At 57.9% G+C, this 18,575-nt stretch carries 21 protein-coding genes and 1 other RNA gene; 6 read left to right on the plus strand and 16 right to left on the minus strand.

Annotation, left to right across the window (positions count from 1 at the left end; all coding sequences use genetic code 11):
* Window positions 1-6: 6 nt before the first annotated feature.
* The 4 genes from dolP to AC6I8F_RS02395 are packed head-to-tail and all read right to left on the minus strand — an operon-like array spanning window position 7 to window position 3,594.
* Window positions 7-579, minus strand: a complete 573-nt coding sequence (dolP, locus tag AC6I8F_RS02380; protein WP_021509717.1) for a division/outer membrane stress-associated lipid-binding lipoprotein — start codon at window positions 577-579, stop codon at window positions 7-9.
* Window positions 580-593: 14 nt separating this feature from the next.
* Complete coding sequence (diaA, locus tag AC6I8F_RS02385; RefSeq protein WP_021509716.1) at window positions 594-1,181, minus strand: DnaA initiator-associating protein DiaA; 588 nt, start codon at window positions 1,179-1,181, stop codon at window positions 594-596.
* Window positions 1,182-1,195: 14 nt separating this feature from the next.
* Window positions 1,196-1,591, minus strand: coding sequence for a YraN family protein (locus tag AC6I8F_RS02390; RefSeq protein ID WP_021509715.1), 396 nt, complete (start codon window positions 1,589-1,591; stop codon window positions 1,196-1,198).
* Window positions 1,549-3,594: a penicillin-binding protein activator gene (locus AC6I8F_RS02395; protein ID WP_498028439.1), complete on the minus strand. Its 2,046-nt coding sequence runs from the start codon at window positions 3,592-3,594 to the stop codon at window positions 1,549-1,551. Before AC6I8F_RS02395 ends, AC6I8F_RS02390 begins: the two co-directional genes overlap by 43 nt.
* Window positions 3,595-3,656: 62 nt before the next feature.
* Here AC6I8F_RS02395 and rsmI point away from each other — a divergent pair, with 62 nt between their 5' ends.
* The 4 genes from rsmI to mdtI all read left to right on the plus strand — a co-directional run bounded on the left by rsmI (window position 3,657) and on the right by mdtI (window position 6,156).
* A complete protein-coding gene (gene rsmI, locus AC6I8F_RS02400) occupies window positions 3,657-4,520 on the plus strand; it encodes a 16S rRNA (cytidine(1402)-2'-O)-methyltransferase (RefSeq protein WP_058759850.1) in 864 nt (287 codons plus the stop codon).
* Between the two features lie 33 nt (window positions 4,521-4,553).
* Window positions 4,554-4,930, plus strand: an RNA gene (gene rnpB / locus AC6I8F_RS02405) — RNase P RNA component class A.
* 559 nt (window positions 4,931-5,489) lie between these two features.
* Window positions 5,490-5,840 (plus strand): multidrug/spermidine efflux SMR transporter subunit MdtJ, encoded by a 351-nt coding sequence (gene mdtJ / locus AC6I8F_RS02410; RefSeq protein ID WP_058759849.1) that lies wholly within the window; start codon window positions 5,490-5,492, stop codon window positions 5,838-5,840.
* Window positions 5,827-6,156 carry a multidrug/spermidine efflux SMR transporter subunit MdtI gene (gene mdtI, locus AC6I8F_RS02415; RefSeq protein ID WP_021509711.1) on the plus strand — a complete coding sequence of 110 codons (330 nt, stop codon included), beginning with the start codon at window positions 5,827-5,829 and terminating at the stop codon, window positions 6,154-6,156. Before mdtJ ends, mdtI begins: the two co-directional genes overlap by 14 nt.
* Before the next feature lie 70 nt (window positions 6,157-6,226).
* On the opposite strand, the gene AC6I8F_RS02420 is transcribed toward mdtI, so the two are convergent.
* From AC6I8F_RS02420 to exuR, 9 genes are all read right to left on the minus strand, one after another.
* A complete protein-coding gene (locus AC6I8F_RS02420) occupies window positions 6,227-7,201 on the minus strand; it encodes a glutathione S-transferase family protein (protein ID WP_021509710.1) in 975 nt (324 codons plus the stop codon).
* 80 nt (window positions 7,202-7,281) lie between these two features.
* Complete coding sequence (locus AC6I8F_RS02425) at window positions 7,282-7,692, minus strand: DoxX family protein (protein ID WP_010618799.1); 411 nt, start codon at window positions 7,690-7,692, stop codon at window positions 7,282-7,284.
* Window positions 7,693-7,898: 206 nt separating this feature from the next.
* Window positions 7,899-8,183: a YqjK-like family protein gene (locus AC6I8F_RS02430; protein WP_010618800.1), complete on the minus strand. Its 285-nt coding sequence runs from the start codon at window positions 8,181-8,183 to the stop codon at window positions 7,899-7,901.
* Entirely contained in the window at window positions 8,180-8,575 is a 396-nt protein-coding gene (locus tag AC6I8F_RS02435) for a phage holin family protein (RefSeq protein ID WP_021312955.1), read from the minus strand. The genes AC6I8F_RS02430 and AC6I8F_RS02435 overlap by 4 nt, the downstream gene beginning before the upstream one ends.
* 1 nt (window position 8,576) lies before the next feature.
* Window positions 8,577-8,882: an ElaB/YgaM/YqjD family protein gene (locus tag AC6I8F_RS02440; RefSeq protein ID WP_021509708.1), complete on the minus strand. Its 306-nt coding sequence runs from the start codon at window positions 8,880-8,882 to the stop codon at window positions 8,577-8,579.
* A gap of 34 nt (window positions 8,883-8,916) precedes the next feature.
* Window positions 8,917-9,291, minus strand: coding sequence for a DUF1090 domain-containing protein (locus AC6I8F_RS02445; RefSeq protein WP_031280146.1), 375 nt, complete (start codon window positions 9,289-9,291; stop codon window positions 8,917-8,919).
* 173 nt (window positions 9,292-9,464) lie between these two features.
* A complete protein-coding gene (mzrA, locus tag AC6I8F_RS02450) occupies window positions 9,465-9,833 on the minus strand; it encodes an EnvZ/OmpR regulon moderator MzrA (protein ID WP_031280145.1) in 369 nt (122 codons plus the stop codon).
* A complete protein-coding gene (locus AC6I8F_RS02455; RefSeq protein WP_021509705.1) occupies window positions 9,833-10,507 on the minus strand; it encodes a DedA family protein in 675 nt (224 codons plus the stop codon). The genes mzrA and AC6I8F_RS02455 overlap by 1 nt, the downstream gene beginning before the upstream one ends.
* Before the next feature lie 335 nt (window positions 10,508-10,842).
* On the minus strand, window positions 10,843-11,595 hold the full coding sequence (gene exuR / locus AC6I8F_RS02460; RefSeq protein ID WP_058759846.1) for a transcriptional regulator ExuR: 753 nt from the start codon (window positions 11,593-11,595) through the stop codon (window positions 10,843-10,845).
* 298 nt (window positions 11,596-11,893) lie between these two features.
* Between exuR and AC6I8F_RS02465 the strand changes: the two genes are divergently transcribed.
* The gene (locus AC6I8F_RS02465; RefSeq protein WP_498028440.1) at window positions 11,894-13,342 is read left to right on the plus strand and encodes a tagaturonate reductase; all 1,449 of its coding nucleotides are present in this window, start codon (window positions 11,894-11,896) and stop codon (window positions 13,340-13,342) included.
* A gap of 4 nt (window positions 13,343-13,346) precedes the next feature.
* Window positions 13,347-14,837 carry a UxaA family hydrolase gene (locus tag AC6I8F_RS02470; protein ID WP_282955092.1) on the plus strand — a complete coding sequence of 497 codons (1,491 nt, stop codon included), beginning with the start codon at window positions 13,347-13,349 and terminating at the stop codon, window positions 14,835-14,837.
* 46 nt (window positions 14,838-14,883) lie between these two features.
* Here AC6I8F_RS02470 and sstT read toward each other — a convergent pair whose 3' ends face one another.
* The 3 genes from sstT to AC6I8F_RS02485 form a co-directional block, all read right to left on the minus strand.
* Complete coding sequence (gene sstT / locus AC6I8F_RS02475; RefSeq protein ID WP_104188221.1) at window positions 14,884-16,119, minus strand: serine/threonine transporter SstT; 1,236 nt, start codon at window positions 16,117-16,119, stop codon at window positions 14,884-14,886.
* Window positions 16,120-16,346: 227 nt separating this feature from the next.
* Window positions 16,347-17,318: a TerC family protein gene (locus AC6I8F_RS02480; RefSeq protein ID WP_104188223.1), complete on the minus strand. Its 972-nt coding sequence runs from the start codon at window positions 17,316-17,318 to the stop codon at window positions 16,347-16,349.
* A gap of 255 nt (window positions 17,319-17,573) precedes the next feature.
* Window positions 17,574-18,560 carry a Gfo/Idh/MocA family protein gene (locus AC6I8F_RS02485; protein WP_498028441.1) on the minus strand — a complete coding sequence of 329 codons (987 nt, stop codon included), beginning with the start codon at window positions 18,558-18,560 and terminating at the stop codon, window positions 17,574-17,576.
* Window positions 18,561-18,575: the final 15 nt, after the last annotated feature.

An 18,575-nucleotide genomic window follows, 5' to 3' on the forward strand; every position in this document is an offset into this window, starting at 1 on the left:
GTGGCATTATTTCAGAATGGTAAAGGCGGTAGTGACGTGCTTCACGCCGCTGACACGGCTGGCGATATCTGCTGCTGCCTTCGCTTCTTCCTGCGTTACCAGACCCAGCAGGAACACTTCCCCGTTCTCAGTGGTGACTTTCACGTTGGACGATTTCACCTGATCGCTGCCCAGCAGCTGCGAGCGGATTTTGGTGGTGATCCACGTATCCGATGAAGACGTGCCAAGGCTCACTTTCTGCCCGGTGCGAATCTCGTTATACACCTCTGTCGCGCCATCAACGCCCATGGCGATCTGTTTCGCCCGGCTGGCGAGATCGGCTGACGGTGCCTGACCGGTCAGCAGTACTTTGCCCTGATACGCGGTTACGACCACGCGCGCCTGATTTTTGATCTGCTCATCTTTTGCCAGCGCGTTAGTGACGCGCAGCTCCAGCGTGCCGTCATCAACCTGCGTGCCCACGGTACGCGGGTCGGTGGCGGTTTTGGTGGCGACCGCAGCGCCGCCGGCGACAACCGCCACGCAGCCCTGCAGCAGCATGGCGGTTAACAGAATGGCGATAGCGTTCAATGCTTTCATTTGAGCTCCTTCAGTCATTCCTGGTGTGGGAACAAGGTGTTATCAATCAAATCGCACAGGCAGTTCAGCGTCAGCATATGCATCTCCTGAATGCGTGCGCTGCGATGTGACGGAATGCGAATTTCCACATCGTGCGGACCGAGCAGGCCCGCCAGCTCACCGCCGTCATGGCCGGTCAGCGCGACGATAGTCATATCGCGGGTAACCGCAGCTTCTACCGCTTTAACAATATCGCGGGTGTTGCCACGGGTGGAGATGGCCAGCAGAACGTCACCGGCCTGTCCAAGCGCACGAACCTGCTTGGCATAAATTTCGTCGTGCAGACGGTCGTTACCGATTGCCGTCAGCATCACATTGTCGGCACTCAGCGCCAGCGCCGGCAGGCTGGGACGCTCGGTCTCAAAACGGTTAATCATGCTGGCGGCAAAATGCTGGGCGTTAGCCGCCGAGGCGCCGTTACCGCAGCTGAGGATTTTGTTGCCGTTCAGCAATGACTGCACCAGCGTCATCGCGGCGCGGGAAATCGCATCTGGCAGCGCTTCGGCTGCGGCGATTTGCGTCTGAATACTTTCGGTAAAACACGCTTTAATTCTGTCCTGCACAAGACCACCTGGTTCTATCCATCCGCACGAAAGGCATCGGCCAGCCACACCAGTTCGCGCCCGGTGATGGCGATGATGTCAAAACGGCAATTCACCGTATCAAAACTGCCGCCGCGTGCCAGCAACCACAGCGCAGCGGTACGCAGCAGCTTTTGTTGTTTCTGGCGCGTCACGCTGGCAGCCGCGCCGCCAAAACGTGCATCGCGCCGATAGCGCACTTCAACAAACACCCAGCAATCCGCGTCGCGCATAATCAGGTCGATTTCCCCGCTGCGGCAGCGCACATTGCTGGCTTCCCACTGCAGTCCGGCGCGCTCAAGGTAGCGACGCGCCTGCTGCTCCTGCTCAGCGCCGAGGCGCTGGCGGTTTACTGCACCGGAACGATTTGTCCCTGACGATACTGGTTCCATGCCAACTTCCTGTTGATCACGCAATCCGTGTCGGCGCTCAGCTTGCCGGTATTGCCATCAATGGCGAAGCCCGGTACCTGACGCATCTGGTTAAACTGGTTCGCCAGCGTCCAGGCATCAATGCCCATCGCATAGAGGCGTACCAGCGAATAGTCGTTGTTGAAACTGCGCGCTGCCTGCTGCATCAGGCCTGGATTGGCGCCGGACAGCAGCGGAATATCGCTGAATTGCAGGCCATCCATCTCCAGCCGGAAGTCCGGACCGGCACCGGCCTGCGCACTGCGCGAGCTGGCATACAGGGCGATGTTATTGCGGCTGCTGGTGCGCATGGCAATCATCGGCTTGATCAGCTGCAGTTCGTCCTGAGTGGCAATAATGTAAACCGCATCAACGCTGCCGCTGCTGCTGGCGCTCTCAGGTGCCGGAGCGCTGGTCTGCGGTGCCGGAATCGTCAGACCGGCGACCGCCACGCCCTGCGGCTGGTCCGGCTGTACCGTCAATGGCGTGCCGCTCAGTGCAATACCGGCGCCGCTGTTGATGCCCTGTTTCAGCTCGCCCACGCCGCCGAAACGCTGTTGCAGCACGGTTGCGCCGCCCAGCTTCTGCCACTCCTGCGCAAACGCTTTGCCCACGCGGTCGCCATAGCTGCTGCGCGGCATCAGCAGCAACGGCTGGCGTTTGCCCTGATCCCAGATATGGTGCGCGGCATCGCGCGCTTCGTCTTCAGGAGAAAGCGCAAAATAGCAAATATTCGGATGGTTCTGGATCTGCTCTGGCTCGTTGAGCGCCAGCACGTTCAGCGGTGTCTGACTGTTGGCGACCTGTTCCACGTTATTTTTTAACAGCGGACCAACCACCAGGGTGGCACCATCCTGCTGCGCCTGCTGCATCACCTGAGCAATCGGCTGGCTGCTGGTGTCATACACTTTCACCTGGGCGCTGCTGGCAGGCTGCGCGACGGCTGGCTGTGCGGCGGGCTGCTGCGGCTGTGCGCTGTCTGACGGCGTGATGGCCGCGGCCGCCGGACTGACTACCGCGTTGGCATCGCCATTGGCTGGCGTTGCCGTGCTGGCGGGCTGCTGCGTGGATGCGCTGGCATCGCTGCTGGCCGGTGCGGCAGGGGCTGCCGGCGCAGTCAGCACACCGTTTTTCGCATCGTTAAAGCCTTTCTGGATGGCACTGGCGAACACCTGCGCCTGACCATTAAGCGGCAGCAGCAGCGCGATTGTGCTGGTCGAGGCTTTAGTAAAGTTCTGCACCTGGCTGAGCTGGGTCGGCAGGGTTTTCGCGCCGGGGTTTTGCGGATAGCGCGTCTGCCAGTCGCTAATGGCGGCTTTCAGCATCTGGGCATCCTGGCTGTTGGCGTGCCAGGTATTCAGCAGGTCGAGCCAGCCCTGCAGCGTATTTTCGTCGGCGTTGATCACCACGCTGTTGAGCTGATCCTGGGTTAACTGGGTCAGCGCCTGCCAGGTGGCGTCAATATTGCTCTGGTGATCGGCGCCTTTCAGCAGCGGTTCCTGAGCAATATAGGCGCGCAGCAGCGGAAGCGACGGACGATTTTGCGCAGCGGCAATCTGCAGCGCGTAGTAGCGCACCTGCTGATCCTGCGACAGATCAGCGGCTTTTATCTGTCCCAGCAGCTGCTGAGCACCGTTGAAATCCTGCTGGGCAATTTGCAGCTGGGCGCGCAGCAGCAGCAGTTCCTGCTGTTGTACGTCAGAGAGCTGCTGTGGCAGCTGACCGAGCTGATTTTGCGCCTGCGGATACTTTCCTTCCTTCAGCAGGGCACGGATGGCAAGTAATTGCCAGTCGGTCTTGCTATCATCGCTGCTTTGCTGCACCTGCTGCAGATAATAGTCAGAGCGGCCCGTGGCAGGACCCTGCACGTTTACGCTTGAGGTTTGCTGCGGTCCCTGGCCGCTACAGGCGGCCAGAATCAGGCCCGCGAGCAAAACAGGGACCAGGCGTCCTGCTTTATGACGTACGACTTTCGAAGGAAGCATACTGTATCCAGTGATGTTTTTTTCAAGATGCTCAATATTAAATCGGCAATTCGGATGAAACAATGAAACAACTCGATCGGGCAGAGATTTCTGCCAGCACGCTCTATATCGTTCCTACCCCGATCGGTAACCTGGGTGATATCACGCAGCGTGCGCTGACGGTGCTTGCGAGCGTCGATCTGGTCGCTGCGGAAGATACACGTCATACCGGGCTGTTGCTACAACATTTCGCCATCAATGCGCGACTGTTCGCACTTCACGACCATAACGAACAGCAGAAGGCCGACGTGCTGTTAGCGAAGCTGCAGGAGGGCCAGAGCATTGCGCTGGTTTCCGATGCGGGCACGCCGTTAATCAACGATCCGGGCTACCATCTGGTGCGTCGTTGCCGCGAGGCCGGGGTGCGTGTGGTGCCGTTGCCCGGTGCCTGCGCGGCGATCACAGCATTGAGCGCGGCGGGATTACCGTCCGATCGTTTCTGTTACGAAGGGTTTCTGCCGGCCAAAAGTAAAGGACGTTGCGATGCGCTGCGTGCACTGAGTGACGAGCCGCGCACGCTGATTTTCTACGAATCGACCCATCGCGTGCTGGATACGCTACAGGATATGGTCAGCGTATGGGGCGCGGCGCGCTACGTGGTGCTGGCACGGGAGCTGACCAAAACCTGGGAGTCATTGTACGGTGCGCCGGTGGGTGAATTGCTGGCGTGGGTGCAGGCGGATGAGAATCGCCGCAAGGGCGAGATGGTGCTGATTGTCGAAGGCCATAAAGCGGATGAAGAGACGCTGCCGGCAGAGGCGTTGCGCACGCTGGCGCTGCTGCAGGCCGAGCTGCCGCTGAAAAAGGCGGCGGCGCTGACGGCGGAAATTCATGGGGTTAAGAAAAACGCCCTGTACAAGTATGCGCTGGAGCAGCAAGAGGCGTGACAAACGCGGGCGGATCGCCTATTATCCCGCGCCGAAGCTGACCAGACAGTCGCCGCTTTGTCGTCGTCCCTTTCGGGGGAGACGGGCAGAGGGGAGGAAAGTCCGGGCTCCATAGGGCAGGGTGCCAGGTAACGCCTGGGGGGCGCAAGCCTACGACCAGTGCAACAGAGAGCAAACCGCCGATGGCCCAGTAATGGGATCAGGTAAGGGTGAAAGGGTGCGGTAAGAGCGCACCGCGCGGCTGGCAACAGTCCGTGGCACGGTAAACTCCACCCGGAGCAAGGCCAAATAGGGGTTCACATGGTACGGCCCGTACTGAACCCGGGTAGGCTGCTTGAGCCAGTGAGCGATTGCTGGCCTAGATGAATGACTGTCCACGACAGAACCCGGCTTATCGGTCAGTTTCGACTTTTTATAAAGACGCCCGCAGGTGAAAATCTGCGGGCGTTTTGTTTTTGGGGTAAGGTGCGTGCTGTCCCTCATCCTAACCTTCTCCCGCAGGCGGGAGAAGGGACCGATTGTGCGTGGGATGAGTTGAGTATTCGGCCTCCAACACCACACTTAACTATTCCCTCTCCCCGTGGGAGAGGGTTAGGGTGAGGGCAGAAAACCGCACGTAGCCAGATAAAACCGCACAAAACTCCCATTTCTCTGCGTAAAGAAACGCAAATCCGCAAAAACATTCTTTTCCCTGTGCCAGAATAGGCGCGTGTTCAACTACTGAGGACAATTTTTCATCCACACCGGGAAAAGCAACAACGTGGATAAGTTGTAAAATTATGGATAACCATTTCGTTACACTTTACGTATTAACCTCTTCACCTACCTGCGTTTTCTCCTGCTCACTGAGCGATCGGCACTGGCGCTTCGCGCTGTAGTTTTTTCTCTCCTTCTTAGCTTTTTATCTTTTTCAGCTATCACGCTGCTGTTTGCGCGTGAATGGCGTTTATTTCTCACAGGAGAGAAATCATGCTGTACTGGATTTTATTAGCGTTAGCGATTGCTGCCGAAATTACGGGCACCGTGTCAATGAAATGGGCCAGCGTTAATGGCGGCAGCGCCGGCTATATTTTTATGCTGTTGATGATCGCCCTGTCATACATCTTCCTCACCTTTGCCGTTAAACGTATTGCCCTTGGCGTGGCTTATGCCATGTGGGAAGGCGTCGGTATTCTGTTTATCACGCTGTTCAGCGTGATGCTGTTTGACGAGGCGCTGTCGGTGATGAAGGCGGCGGGTTTGATCACGCTGATCGCGGGTATCGCGCTGATCAAAGCAGGGACATTCAGCCGTAAGGAGCTGCGTCATGACCACGCTTAATGTCGTGCATCTGGCCTGGCTGGCGCTGGCCATCGTGCTGGAAATTGTGGCAAACATCGCGCTGAAATATGCCAACGGCTTCCGCCGTCCGCTGTATGGCGTGGTATCGCTGGTGGCTGTCCTGGCGGCATTCAGTGCCCTGTCGCAGGCAGTGAAGGGGATCGATCTCTCGGTGGCCTACGCCTTGTGGGGCGGTTTCGGTCTGGTGGCTACCGTAGCGGCAGGCTGGATCCTGTTCGGACAACGTCTGAACACCCGCGGCTGGCTGGGCGTGGCACTGCTGCTGGCCGGGATGGTGTTGATCAAATTTGCCTGAGGCAGCGCAATACTGCCTGCCTTGCTTTCCCAATAGTGGGAGAGAAGGGCAGGCATGCGTAAGCAAGCCGTTAACCGCGGCCGTGCGGCTCATCCCAGTCAAAAGCCGGTCCCAGCGAAATAACGCCGTTCGGATTGATGGTCTTGTGGCTGCAGTAGTAGTGATGGCGGATGTGCGGCAGGTTTACCGTATCGGCAATGCCCGGCATCTGATAAATATCGCGCAGGAAGCCGTTCAGGTTACGGTAATCGCTGATGCGATGACGATCGCACTTAAAGTGGGTCACGTAGACCGGGTCAAAGCGCACCAGCGTGGTCCACAGGCGCAGATCGGCTTCGGTGAGGCGATCGCCAGTCAGATAGCGATGCTGACCCAGAATCTGCTCCAGCCGTGCCAGCGAATGGAACAGCGCGGTTACGGCTTCATCATAGGCCGACTGTGATGTGGCAAATCCGCTTTTGTAGACGCCGTTATTGACGGTGTCATAAATCCAGCCGTTGAGTTCATCTATCTTGTCACGCAGCTCGGGCGGGTAGTAATCGCCGGCGCGAGCGCCCTGCGCGTCGAAGGCGCTGTTGAACATACGGATGATATCGGCGGATTCATTACTGACGATAGTGTGCTGCTTTTTATCCCACAGCACCGGCACGGTCACGCGCCCGCTGTACTGCGGATCGGCATGCAGATAGAGCTGATAGAGGAATTCGTTCTGATACAGCGAATCGCCGGTCGCGGCGGGGAAATCATCGTCGAAGGTCCAGCCGTTCTCCAGCATCAGCGGGTGCACCACTGATACCGAAATCATCTCTTCTAACCCCTTCAGCTGACGCATCAGCAGAGTGCGATGCGCCCACGGGCAGGCCAGCGAAACGTATAAATGATAACGATCGCGCTCGGCGGCAAAGCCGGCTTTCCCGGTTGGCCCGGCGCTGCCGTCTGCCGTGATCCAGTTACGCCAGACTGCTTCTGTGCGTTTGAAGCGGCCACCGGTTGACTTCGTATCGTACCAGGTGTCATGCCAGACACCGTCAATCAGTTGTCCCATAAGCCCTCCATAAAAAAACGGGGCGAGGAAAATCCCCGCCCCTGCTATTCAGTATATGTGCTGTTGCACGGCTTGTGTGCTTAGCGTGCGGTTGCTGGCATAAAGCGCTGACGAATCAGACGGTCAATGCTGTAGGCGCCCGGACCCACCAGACCCAGCACCAGGAAACCACCGGCGATGGACAGGTTTTTCATGAACATCAGCTGGTTAACGCCTTCCGCAAAGTTGCTGTGGAACAGGAACGCGGTCAGCAGCGTGAAGCCGGCGGTGAACAGCGCGGTGAAGCGCGTCAGGAAGCCGAACAGAATCGCCAGGCCGCCGCCCAGTTCCAGCAGAATCACCAGCGGCAGCAGGAAGCCGGGCACGCCCATCGCCTGCATGTACTGTGCGGTGCCCGCATAGGCGGTGATTTTGCCCCAGCCGGCAGTAATAAACAGGATGGTCATTAATACGCGTGCCAGCAGCAGGCCTGAGTCTTCGAATTTTTTCATCATTTACTCCAACAAGGTTTTTGGCGCAGGTTGTTGGCCTGCGGGGTTATTTTCCCTTTAAACCGCGTTAAACAGTTCGTCGGGCTGATGGAGGGAGATGATAGTCGCGCGCAGCAATAGTTGTAAGCGAGATAAACTGTCGATGTTATTCAGGAATTCTGAAGGAGGAAAACCGAACCTTTTCGATCCGGTTTAAAGTGGGGAAGTTAGCGTGGCGGCATCGCCGATTTGATCATGCGCCAGGTGCTCCACAGGCCGAGTCCGCGTTTGGCCCAGCGCATGATGCGGTTGGGGCTGCGGATCGACCAGATGGCGAGCGCGCTGCTGCCAATCGCCAGATAGCGGCGCAGGCTGAGAAACGTCAGCCAGCCGCGATCGTACTGCGCGGTGCTTTCCAGCCAGTCGCGGCGCGCAGCGCTGAGATCCAGCCGTTGCTGCTGTACCTGATTAAGCAATTCATGAATGCGTGCTTCACGTTCACGCTGACTCATGAGCGATGCTCCTCGAGTAAGGTGCGATCGGTGTCCAGCTCTTTGCGCGTATGGCGCAACAGCGTGGACTGCCGGGATTTACGCAACGTCCACAAACCAAAAATCAGCGCCAGCGCGAATAGCACGCCGGTGGTGATGGCAATCGCCATCAGCCGGTACTGCGCATCCACCGCCCAGATAATCAGCACCATCAGGCTCATCAATCCGAAAGCGGTAAACAGCATGGTCAGGCCTATCATGATCAGCATCTGGATCAGATTGGCTTTTTCCTCTTCCAGCTCGGCAACGGCCAGCCGCACGCGTGTCTCGACCATGCCAACCAGCGTTGTCACCACGCGCTGACCTACATTGAAGACCCCTTTGCCTGGGCCGTGGCTCTGATTCTCGCTCATATCAACGACGTGAAATCAGGATGCCGATCAGCACGCCGACCGCTGCGCCGATACCCACGCCGTGCCACGGATTTTCACGCACGTAGACATCCGCTTTTTCCGCCGCTTCACGCGTGGTCTGCGCGATGCGTTCGCCGGATTCGCCCAGCCGCTCGCGTGAACTCTCAATGGCACCGCGTGCTTTGTGACGCAGTTTGTCCAGCTCGCTTTTCGACTTATCAGCCGAGCTGCTCAGCACTTCTTCCAGGGTGTCGGCAAGGTTTTTCAGTTCCGCACGCAGATGTTCAGATGTGGTGTCTTTAGCCATGGTGTTCTCCATTACATCATTTATTTAAGTCCGATTAATAAGGCTCGGCCTGCAGCTTTTTCAGCTCCTGGCGTGCCTCTTCCAGCTTCCGTTCGCGCTTACCGATCTTCTCCTGGTCTTTGCCTTCCTGGCGATCCTGCTGCAGTTCGTGCTCGCGCTCAGCCACTTTATGCTGCTGGGCTTCAATGCGTTCAGCGTGGGCGGATTTCAGTTTCTCGTCAGTGCAGTTGGCGCGGACTTCAGTCAGCGCGCGTTCCAGTCCGGTGACCCGGCGCTGGTTGTCGTGCTGTTTCGCCATCTCAATTTCGCGCTGAATATCCTGCTGTTTTTGCTGACACAGCGATTCCGCTGCCAGCAGTGAACCCGAGAGAGAGAAAAGAATCGCACCCAGCAGTAGTTGTTGTTTCATCAGGTTTTTACCTTCCATTGTTGACGACCTGTCGCAAACCGGACAGGAGGGGCATCCCAGCTTGTCGTCTGCTCGCGCTTACTTAAGAATAGACAGCAGACGAAAAAATTCAAAAAACACGCGGGGATAGCGAGGATTGAGGTGCCGCCGGGCGGTGAACCCGACGGCGGGGATCAGCTATAGGTGGGGCGATTAGCGTCCACCACCTGCTGTGACGCCTGCGGACCCGCCGCCACGACAAAGCCCTGTGGCAGCAGGCGGCGCAGTACTTTCTGCGCGGCCAGGCTCTGCTCTTCATTCTCAAAATGAATGACCAGCGCATCGCCTGCCGAGGTAATACTTTTAATCCGCACGCCCTGCGCCGAAAGCTGCTGATAGAGATAAAAGCCGTCCGGCAGATTGGTGCCGCTGTGTGCCACGCGGATCTTCACCACCGTTTCATGCTGCATCAGTTTGGGCACAATGCCGATAGCCAGCAGCGCCAGCACGCCAGCGCACAGCCAGGGGAGTAAACGCCTGGGAAAATTACGCAACCCTGTCATTACTGTGACTTCCCGTTCTGACCCGCCTGACGTTTACGCCACAGCACCACCAGTGAACCCACCAGACCGATGACCAGTAGCACCAGCGGCAGCAGCATCAGGCAGAACATCAGCTCATCTTCATAGCGGCGGAAAATGGGGGTTTTCCCCAGCGCAAAGCCGAGCACGGTAAGAATCAGCACCCACAGGAAGCCGCTCATCCAGTTAAAGAACTGGAAGCGGGCATTGCTCAGGCCAGAGAGGCCGGCAATGGTCGGCAGCAGGGTACGGACAAAGGCGATAAAGCGGCCAATCAGCAGCGCAGACAAGCCGTGGCGATGGAACAGACTGTGGGCGCGCTGATGATACTGCGCGGGCAGATGGGAGAGCCATTTCTGCACCGTCGGCGTATTACCAAGCCAGCGGCCCTGAATGTAACTGACCCAGCAGCCAAGGCTGGCGCCGGTGGTCAGCACCAGCAGGGTCAGCGGGAAGCTCATGGTGCCTTTCGCGATCAGCACGCCGACCAGAATCAGCAGACTGTCACCAGGCAGAAACGCGGCGGGCAGCAGGCCATTTTCGAGAAACAGAATCATGAACAACACGCCATAAATCGCCCACACCAGCGTGGGGTCGGAGAGCATTTCGTAATCCTGCTGCCACAGGGCATGCAGCAATGCTTGCAAAATATCCATCAATCATTCCTGAACATCATTGTTAAACGTGCCCGTGAGGGGCTTAGGCGCAGGCGGGTTAAGTTATACATTTTAGGTATGCCACCTGAGCAGGATTTCCGGATCCATCCAGAATTGATTGTTAAATCAGCGACTTTTTATAGCCCTGTCGCAAAGGGTAAGAAAAGGGCGATAACTGTAACAAAAATCGCGGGATTCAGACAGTGTAAAGTCGCGGTCGCACAGGAGTTTTACCTTTTGACGCAGATGGTCAAAAGGAGCTTTACACGAGCTGACACTATTGCAGATTAACTGACTTTTTAGCCTGAAAATGCAGCGTTTCTGCCATTGCGGCTTCAGGGCAGGATCACCGGATTTTCTGCGAACATGTAGCGGTCGACGTTGAATTCGAAATCATCGGCGGTGGCGTCGAACAGCATCTGTTTAGTATTTTCCAGATGCTGCCACATCGCCAGTTTGCTGGCAGCGGGATCTTTGCGCATCAGTGCTTTTAAAATCTGATCGTGATCGTCGCACCAGCTGGTGATATGGCGCGCATCAATGTGCTCATGTAGCTTGAGCCAGTAAGGATTATGCAGCCGGTGCCGCCACATTTTCTCTACGATAGCAGCCAGCGCGCTGTTTTGGGTGGCCTGGGCAATGCGCACGTGAAACTCCATGTCCCATGTCGAATCGCGCGCATGATCTTCCTGCCGGGCTTTTTCCTGAATTGCCAGCAGCGCCACGATGTCCTGTGGACGGATCTGCGTGGCGGCAAATTCGGCGACATTGCTCTCAATCAACTGGCGCGCCTGCAGCAGTTCAAAGGGGCCATAGCTGGCAAACTCCAGCTGATCGGCGGCGCTGTCGCGCGGTTGTGGCTGGTCGCTGATCACATGAATGCCCGACCCTTTGCGCACCTCGACGTAGCCTTCCACCTCCAGCATGATGATCGCTTCCCGCACCACGGTGCGGCTCACCTGGTGCGCCTCCGCAATCATCCGCTCTGCCGGTAACTTTGCCCCCACGGCATAACTGCCCGCTTCGATGCGCTGTTTGAGTTCGCTGGCGAGTTGCTGGTAGAGGCGGCGGGATTCGTTCAGGTCCATGATTTTTCGGTTCTGTGAAAAACGGTAAGTTGTTATACCACTTACCCTGCGATGTCGCAAAGCGCTGAAGCTGTTATACCATCTGGCAAGTTAAGAACCTGCGCGCCTGCTCAGGTTTGATGTTTAATTGATAGAATATACATATAGTTAAGCTGGTGGGAATAAGAGGCACGCCGGCTTTCGCCGTATGGCAATGATGGATAATGTGACGCAGTTGGCAAACAAATCTCCCTTTCGCTGAAATTGGTATGATAACTTTTGCGCATTAGCTGACCGATTTCATCTTCAAGGAAGCGACATGTTGCGACTCAACCGCCGCGATTTCCCCGGCGCACGCTATAGCGAACGCGTGATCCAGTTCGGCGAAGGCAACTTTTTACGTGCCTTTATCGACTGGCAGCTCGACTGGCTCAATGAACATCAGGGCACCGATGCCGGCGTGGTGGTGGTGCGACCGCGCAACCGGATGCAGACGGAGACGCTCAATCAGCAGGATGGCCTCTACACCACGCTGCTGCGCGGCCTGAATGAAGCGGGGCAACCGCTCAGTGAAACCCGGCTGATCCGCAGCCTTAATCGTGAAATCCAGCCTTATCAGCAGTTCGATGAATTCCTGGCTCTGGCACGCGCGCCGCAGATGCGTTTTGTGTTCTCCAACACCACCGAGGCCGGCATCGCGTATGCCGAACAGGATCGGCTGGAGGATCAACCCGCGTCGTCGTTTCCCGGCAAACTGACGCAGCTTTTGTGGGCGCGTTATCAGCACTTTGCCGGTGCCGCCGATAAAGGCTGGCTGATCGTGCCGTGTGAGCTGATCGACCATAATGGCGACACGCTGCGCGCGTTAGTGCTGCGTTATTGCCAGCAGTGGCAGCTGCCAGCGGCCTTTGCGCTGTGGGTGACGCAGCACTGCGCCTTTTACAACACGCTGGTGGATCGCATTGTCAGCGGCTATCCGCCGGATGGCGCACAGATTGCAGCGCAACTGGGCTATGTCGACCGCTATCTGGTGGCCGGGGAGCGCGACTATCAGCTGGTGCTTCAGGGACCGGATACGCTGATGCACGAGCTGCAGCTGACGGCGCTGGCACCTGCCGTCAGGCGGGTGGATGACATCACGCCGTACAAAGCGCAGAAGGTGGCGATCCTCAACGGGGCGCACACTGCGCTGGTGCCGGTGGCGTTTCAGGCCGGGCTGGCGAGCGTGGGCGAGGCAATGAACGATGCGCAGCTGGCCGCTTTTGTCGACGCCCTGTTGCGCGAAGAGGTGATCCCGACGCTGGATTTGCCGCGTGCCGAGCTGCACGCCTTTGCCGATGCGGTGCAGCGCCGCTTTCGCAATCCGTTTATTCACCATGCGCTGCTGGCGATTGCGCTCAACGGCATGACCAAATTCCGTACGCGCCTGCTGCCGGCGCTGTTGCAGGCGCAGCAGCAGTGTGGCGACTGGCCGCCGCGCCTCATCTTTGCCTTTGCCGCGCTGCTGGCGTTTTATCGCGGCCAGCAGGATGACCGGCAGTGGCCGCTGCAGGATGACGCGCACTGGCTGCAGCGTTTTGCCCGGCTGTGGCCGGCGGTCCTCACCGATCAACTCACCCCGCAGCAGCTGGTGAGCGAAGTACTGAGCGACGCGCAGCACTGGGGCGAAGATTTAACCCAGCGGCCCGGCCTGGTCCCGGCGGTCAGCCAGCAACTGCACAACATTCTCGTCCACGGCATGCGGACGGCCCTTAGCCAACTGAGATAACGCGATGCAACAGGCAATCAAAATACATTCACGCGACAACGTCGCCGTCGCGCTGCAGGATCTGGCGGCCGGCACCCAGGTTATCGTCGCAGAACAGCGGATTACGCTGCATCAGGATATCGGGCGCGGCCACAAGTTTGCGCTGCAACCGCTCAACAGTGGCGAGCAGGTGATTAAGTATGGGTTGCCGATTGCCCATGCCACTCAGCCGATCGCCGTTGGCGAGCTGATTCACTCCAGCAACGCGCGCACCAATCTGAGCGATGTCGATGACTATCACTATCAGCCGGAACACCTCACGCTGCCACCGCAGGCGGCGGATCGTGAGGTACAGATCTATCGTCGCGCCACGGGCGAGGTTGGCATTCGTAACGAGCTGTGGATTTTGCCGACCGTCGGCTGCGTGAACGGCATCGCCCGGCAGATTGTGTCACGCTTTCTCCGGGAGAGTGACGACGCGGCCGGCATCGACGGTGTGCACCTGTTCAGCCATCCCTTCGGCTGTTCACAGCTGGGGCAGGATCACGAAAATACCCGCACCATGCTGCAAAATATGGTGCGTCATCCTAATGCCGGCGCGGTGCTGGTGATTGGACTCGGCTGCGAAAACAATCAGGTCGATATCTTTCGCGACACGCTGGGCGACTTTGACAGCCAGCGCGTGCAGTTTATGGAATGTCAGCAGCAGGATGATGAAGTGGAAGCCGGCCTGCAGCGGTTGCATGCGCTGTACAACGTGATGCGTCACGACCGCCGCCAGACGGGCAAACTGAGCGAGCTGAAGTTTGGTCTCGAATGCGGTGGCTCGGACGGCTTTTCCGGCATCACCGCCAATCCGCTGCTCGGCTGTTTCTCTGACCAGATGATCGCCAACGGCGGCACCACGGTGCTGACCGAAGTACCGGAGATGTTTGGTGCCGAGCGCATCCTGATGAGCCGCTGCCGTGATGCGGCGATTTTCGACAAAACGGTGGCGATGATTAACGACTTCAAGCGCTACTTTATCGATCATCAGCAGCCGATTTATGAAAATCCATCGCCTGGCAACAAGGCGGGCGGCATCACCACGCTGGAGGAGAAGTCGCTGGGCTGTACGCAAAAAGCCGGACAGAGTCAGGTGGTGGATGTGCTGAAATACGGTGAGCGGCTGCGCACGCCGGGGCTCAATTTACTCAGCGCGCCCGGTAACGATGCGGTCGCCACCAGCGCGCTGGCCGGAGCCGGCTGCCATATGGTGCTGTTTACCACCGGGCGCGGCACGCCGTACGGCGGCTTCGTGCCCACCGTGAAAATCGCCACCAACACGCCGCTGGCGGAGAAAAAGCCGCACTGGATTGATTTCAATGCCGGACGGCTGCTGGAGGGCACCAGCATGGAGGCGCTGCTGGCGGAGTTTGTTGAGACTATTGTGGCGATTGCGAACGGCCAGCCGGCGCGCAATGAAGCTAATGATTTCCGCGAGCTGGCGATCTTCAAGAGTGGCGTGACGCTTTAAAGCGGCAGCGGTTAAAGCGCGGCACCGGTGGGTGCCGCGACGCGGGTTAACCGGCGGTGCGAGGCTGACGTTCCGCTTCCGCCTGACATACGGCGGCGGTAAACAGAATATCGGTCGAGGAGTTGAGTGCGGTTTCGGCGGAATCCTGCAGTACGCCGATGATAAAACCGACCGCAACCACCTGCATCGCCAGATCGTTAGGGATGCCAAACATGTTGCAGGCAACCGGAATCAGCAGCAGCGAACCGCCCGCCACGCCGGACGCACCGCAGGCACACAGCGAGGCGACAAGGCTCAGCAGAATAGCGGTGGGTACGTCCACGGCAATGCCCAGCGTGTGCACCGCAGCCAGCGTCAGTACGGTAATGGTGATTGACGCGCCCGCCATGCTGATGGTGGCACCGAGCGGAATCGATACCGAATAGGTGTCTTCATCCAGATTCAGGCGTTTCGCCAGCGCCATGTTGACCGGAATATTCGCGGCCGAGCTGCGGGTAAAGAACGCCGTTACGCCGCTTTCGCGCAGGCAGGTAAACACCAGCGGATAAGGATTGCGGCGGATTTTCTGAAACACCAGCATCGGGTTGACCACCAGCGCCATAATCAGCATGCAGCCAATCAGCAGCGTCAGCAGGTGGGCATATTGCCACAGCGCGCCGAAGCCGGTTGAGGCCAGAATCGATGCCACCAGGCCAAAAATGCCCAGCGGCGCGCAGCGAATCACACAGCGCACCACCCAGGTCGCGGCATTCGACGCGTCATTCAGGAAGGCTTTGCTGCTCGGGCTGGCATGGCGAAACGCCAGGCCAAGACCAATCGCCCACACCAGAATGCCAATGTAGTTGGCGTTCATCAGCGCTTCAATCGGATTGGCGACCATGCTCATCAGCAGGCCGTGCAGCACTTCGGTGATGCCGGACGGCGGGGTGATTTCGGTCGTACCGACATTCATCGATAACGTCTGCGGGAACAGATGGCTGAAAATTACCGCGACCACCGCCGCGAAGAAGGTACTGAGCAGATACAGCATAATGATCGGGCGAATTCTGGTTTTTTGCCCCTGCTGATGGTTGGCAATCGAAGAGATCACCAGCACCAGCACCAGCAGCGGTGCCACGGCTTTCAGCGCGCGCACGAACAGTTCGCCCAGCAGACCGACGGCTAACGCGGCATCGCGTGAAAGCCACGCCAGCGCCACGCCGGCAACTAGGCCGATCATGATTTGTTTTACCAGACTGCCTGAGAACAGGATGCCCAGCGGTCGAAGAAGATTATTTAGCATATTACGGTCTTTTATTGCGGTATGAGTGTTGTGCGCGGTTGCTCCGCGCCAAACGGTTTGCCCGGCGGAGTATAAGGAAAAGTCCTGGCGAGAAAAGAGATAATTCTGTCGGTGCGCGCCAGATCGGTTTTTTGATCTGCTGATGACGGGAAGTGTGACAGAGATATGAAACGCGAAGGTTGGCGCTGGCGAAACAAAGCAGGGGCGATTAGCGCCCCTGCAGAAGATTATTGTGAGATGCCTTTCTGGTCGTTTCTGTGGTTTACCCAGGCGTTAATCAGCAGCGTACCGCCGAGAATCACGCCGACCACCGTCAGCGAGATCGCCACCGGAATGTGATAGAACTCGACAATCAGCATCTTGATACCGATAAACACCAGCACGATCGCCAGACCGTACTTCAGCATCGAGAAGCGCTCTGCCACGTTGGCCAGCAGGAAGTACATAGCGCGCAGGCCAAGGATGGCGAACAGGTTAGAGGTCAGCACGATGAACGGGTCGGTAGTGACGGCAAAAATAGCCGGAATACTGTCGACAGCGAAAATAACATCGCTCAGCTCCACCATAATCAGCACCAGCAGCAGCGGTGTGGCAAACAGCACGCCGTTTTTGCGGGTGAAGAACTTTTCGCCGTGCAGTTCATCGGTCATGCGCAGATGCTTACGCAGCCAGCGCACCACCGGCTTATCGCCGACAGCAGCATCATCGTCCTCTTTCGCGAAGGCCATTTTGATGCCGGTAAACAGCAGGAAAGCGCCGAAGATGTAGAGGATCCAGCTGAACTGTGTGACCAGCCAGCTGCCGGCAAAGATCATGATGGTACGCAGCACAATCGCGCCCAGCACGCCGTAAATCAGCACGCGGCGCTGAAGATTAGACGGAATGGCGAAGTAGCTGAACAGCATCAGCCAGACGAAGACGTTATCGACCGCCAGCGCTTTTTCCAGCACGTAACCGGTGAGGAACGCCAGGGTTTGTGCCGTCGCGACTTCGCGCCCGGCGCTGCCGTCGAGATACCACCAGAACGCGGCGGCAAACAGCAAAGAAACGGAGATCCACACCAGCGACCAGACGGCGGCCTGTTTGAATGACATGGTTTGTGCGCCGCGTCGTCCCTGTAAGAAGAGATCGATCGCCAGCATGATGAGCACGACGACAGCGAAGCTGCCCCAGAGTAACGGTGTGCCTACAGAGTGCATAGTCGTATCCTGTCCTGAAAATGAAAAAACGGCTGAGTCAGAAGACGTCAGCCGCTTTATAGAGCTGCAAGCAAACCTCGCCTTCCGGCAAGGTCTCACTTACAACACAGAATCAATTCCGGGTTGCCTGACGACCGGATGCGCTACGCATCGTAATGACGATCGGTCAGCTTACAAGTTACTCCCCTTTGCTGCGGCCAACATACGTGCAACCGCGAGCAGATTCAATGGGGGAGCTGTAATATTTTGCAATATTTACACTTCTTTCCGATCCGCCGGAAACACCACGCCGGTCTGGCGACGAATCTCTGTCAGCAACCGGGCGGTAATGCGTGACACCTCCAGCGTAGGGTGCTCCACCTGGCGCGTTTCCACCAGCCGGGCGAAGGTCTCTGCTTCATACAGCATAGTATTGATGTGCTGTGGCTGCGTCAGGTTCTGGCTCTCGCCGCCGCGCGGAATCAGGCGCAGCTGCTGGCACTCGGAAATTTTCTCAATCACTATCGAGCCGGCTTCGCCCTGGATTTCGCTGGGAATCAGGGAATCACTGACTTTCGAGTGCAGCAGCGTGACGTCGAAATCGCTGTAGTCCAGCACTACCACGCCGTGCGCATCGACGCCGCTTGCCAGCAGCGAGGCCTCCGCTTTCACCTGCTGCGGCGCACCCCACAGGGTAACGGCAGCGGCGAGACAGTAGTAGCCAATATCCATGATTGAACCGTTGGACCAGCGCGGGTTAAAGGTATTCGGGTTCTCACCGTCGAGATAGCGCTGATAGCGTGATGAGTACTGACAGTAGTTGAACAGCGCTTTGCGCAGTGTGCCCAGCTGCGGCAATGCCTGTTGCAGGCGCAGGAACGTCGGCAGACTGGCGGTTTTGAACGCCTCAAACAGCACCACCTGATGCTGACGCGCACAGGCAATCATCGCCTCAGCTTCACGCAGGTTAGAGGCCAGCGGTTTTTCGCAGATGACGTGTTTGCCGTGCGACATGAACAGCAGCGCCTGCTCACAGTGCAGCGCATTGGGGCTGGCGATATACACCGCGTCGATTTCCGGACTTGCCGCCAGCGCCTCCAGTGAGGTAAAGGTCAGCGGACAGGGATAATCCGCGACAAAGGCGTCGGCCTGCTGCTGGCTGCGTGAATAGACGGCGCTCAGTTTCATTTTGCCGCTCTCATGCGCGGCATCGATAAACTGGCGGGTAATCCAGTTGGTTCCCACAATGGCAAAACGTATCACGGCTGGCTCTCCTGC

The sequence above is a fragment of the gamma proteobacterium symbiont of Axiagastus rosmarus genome, from assembly GCF_059730925.1.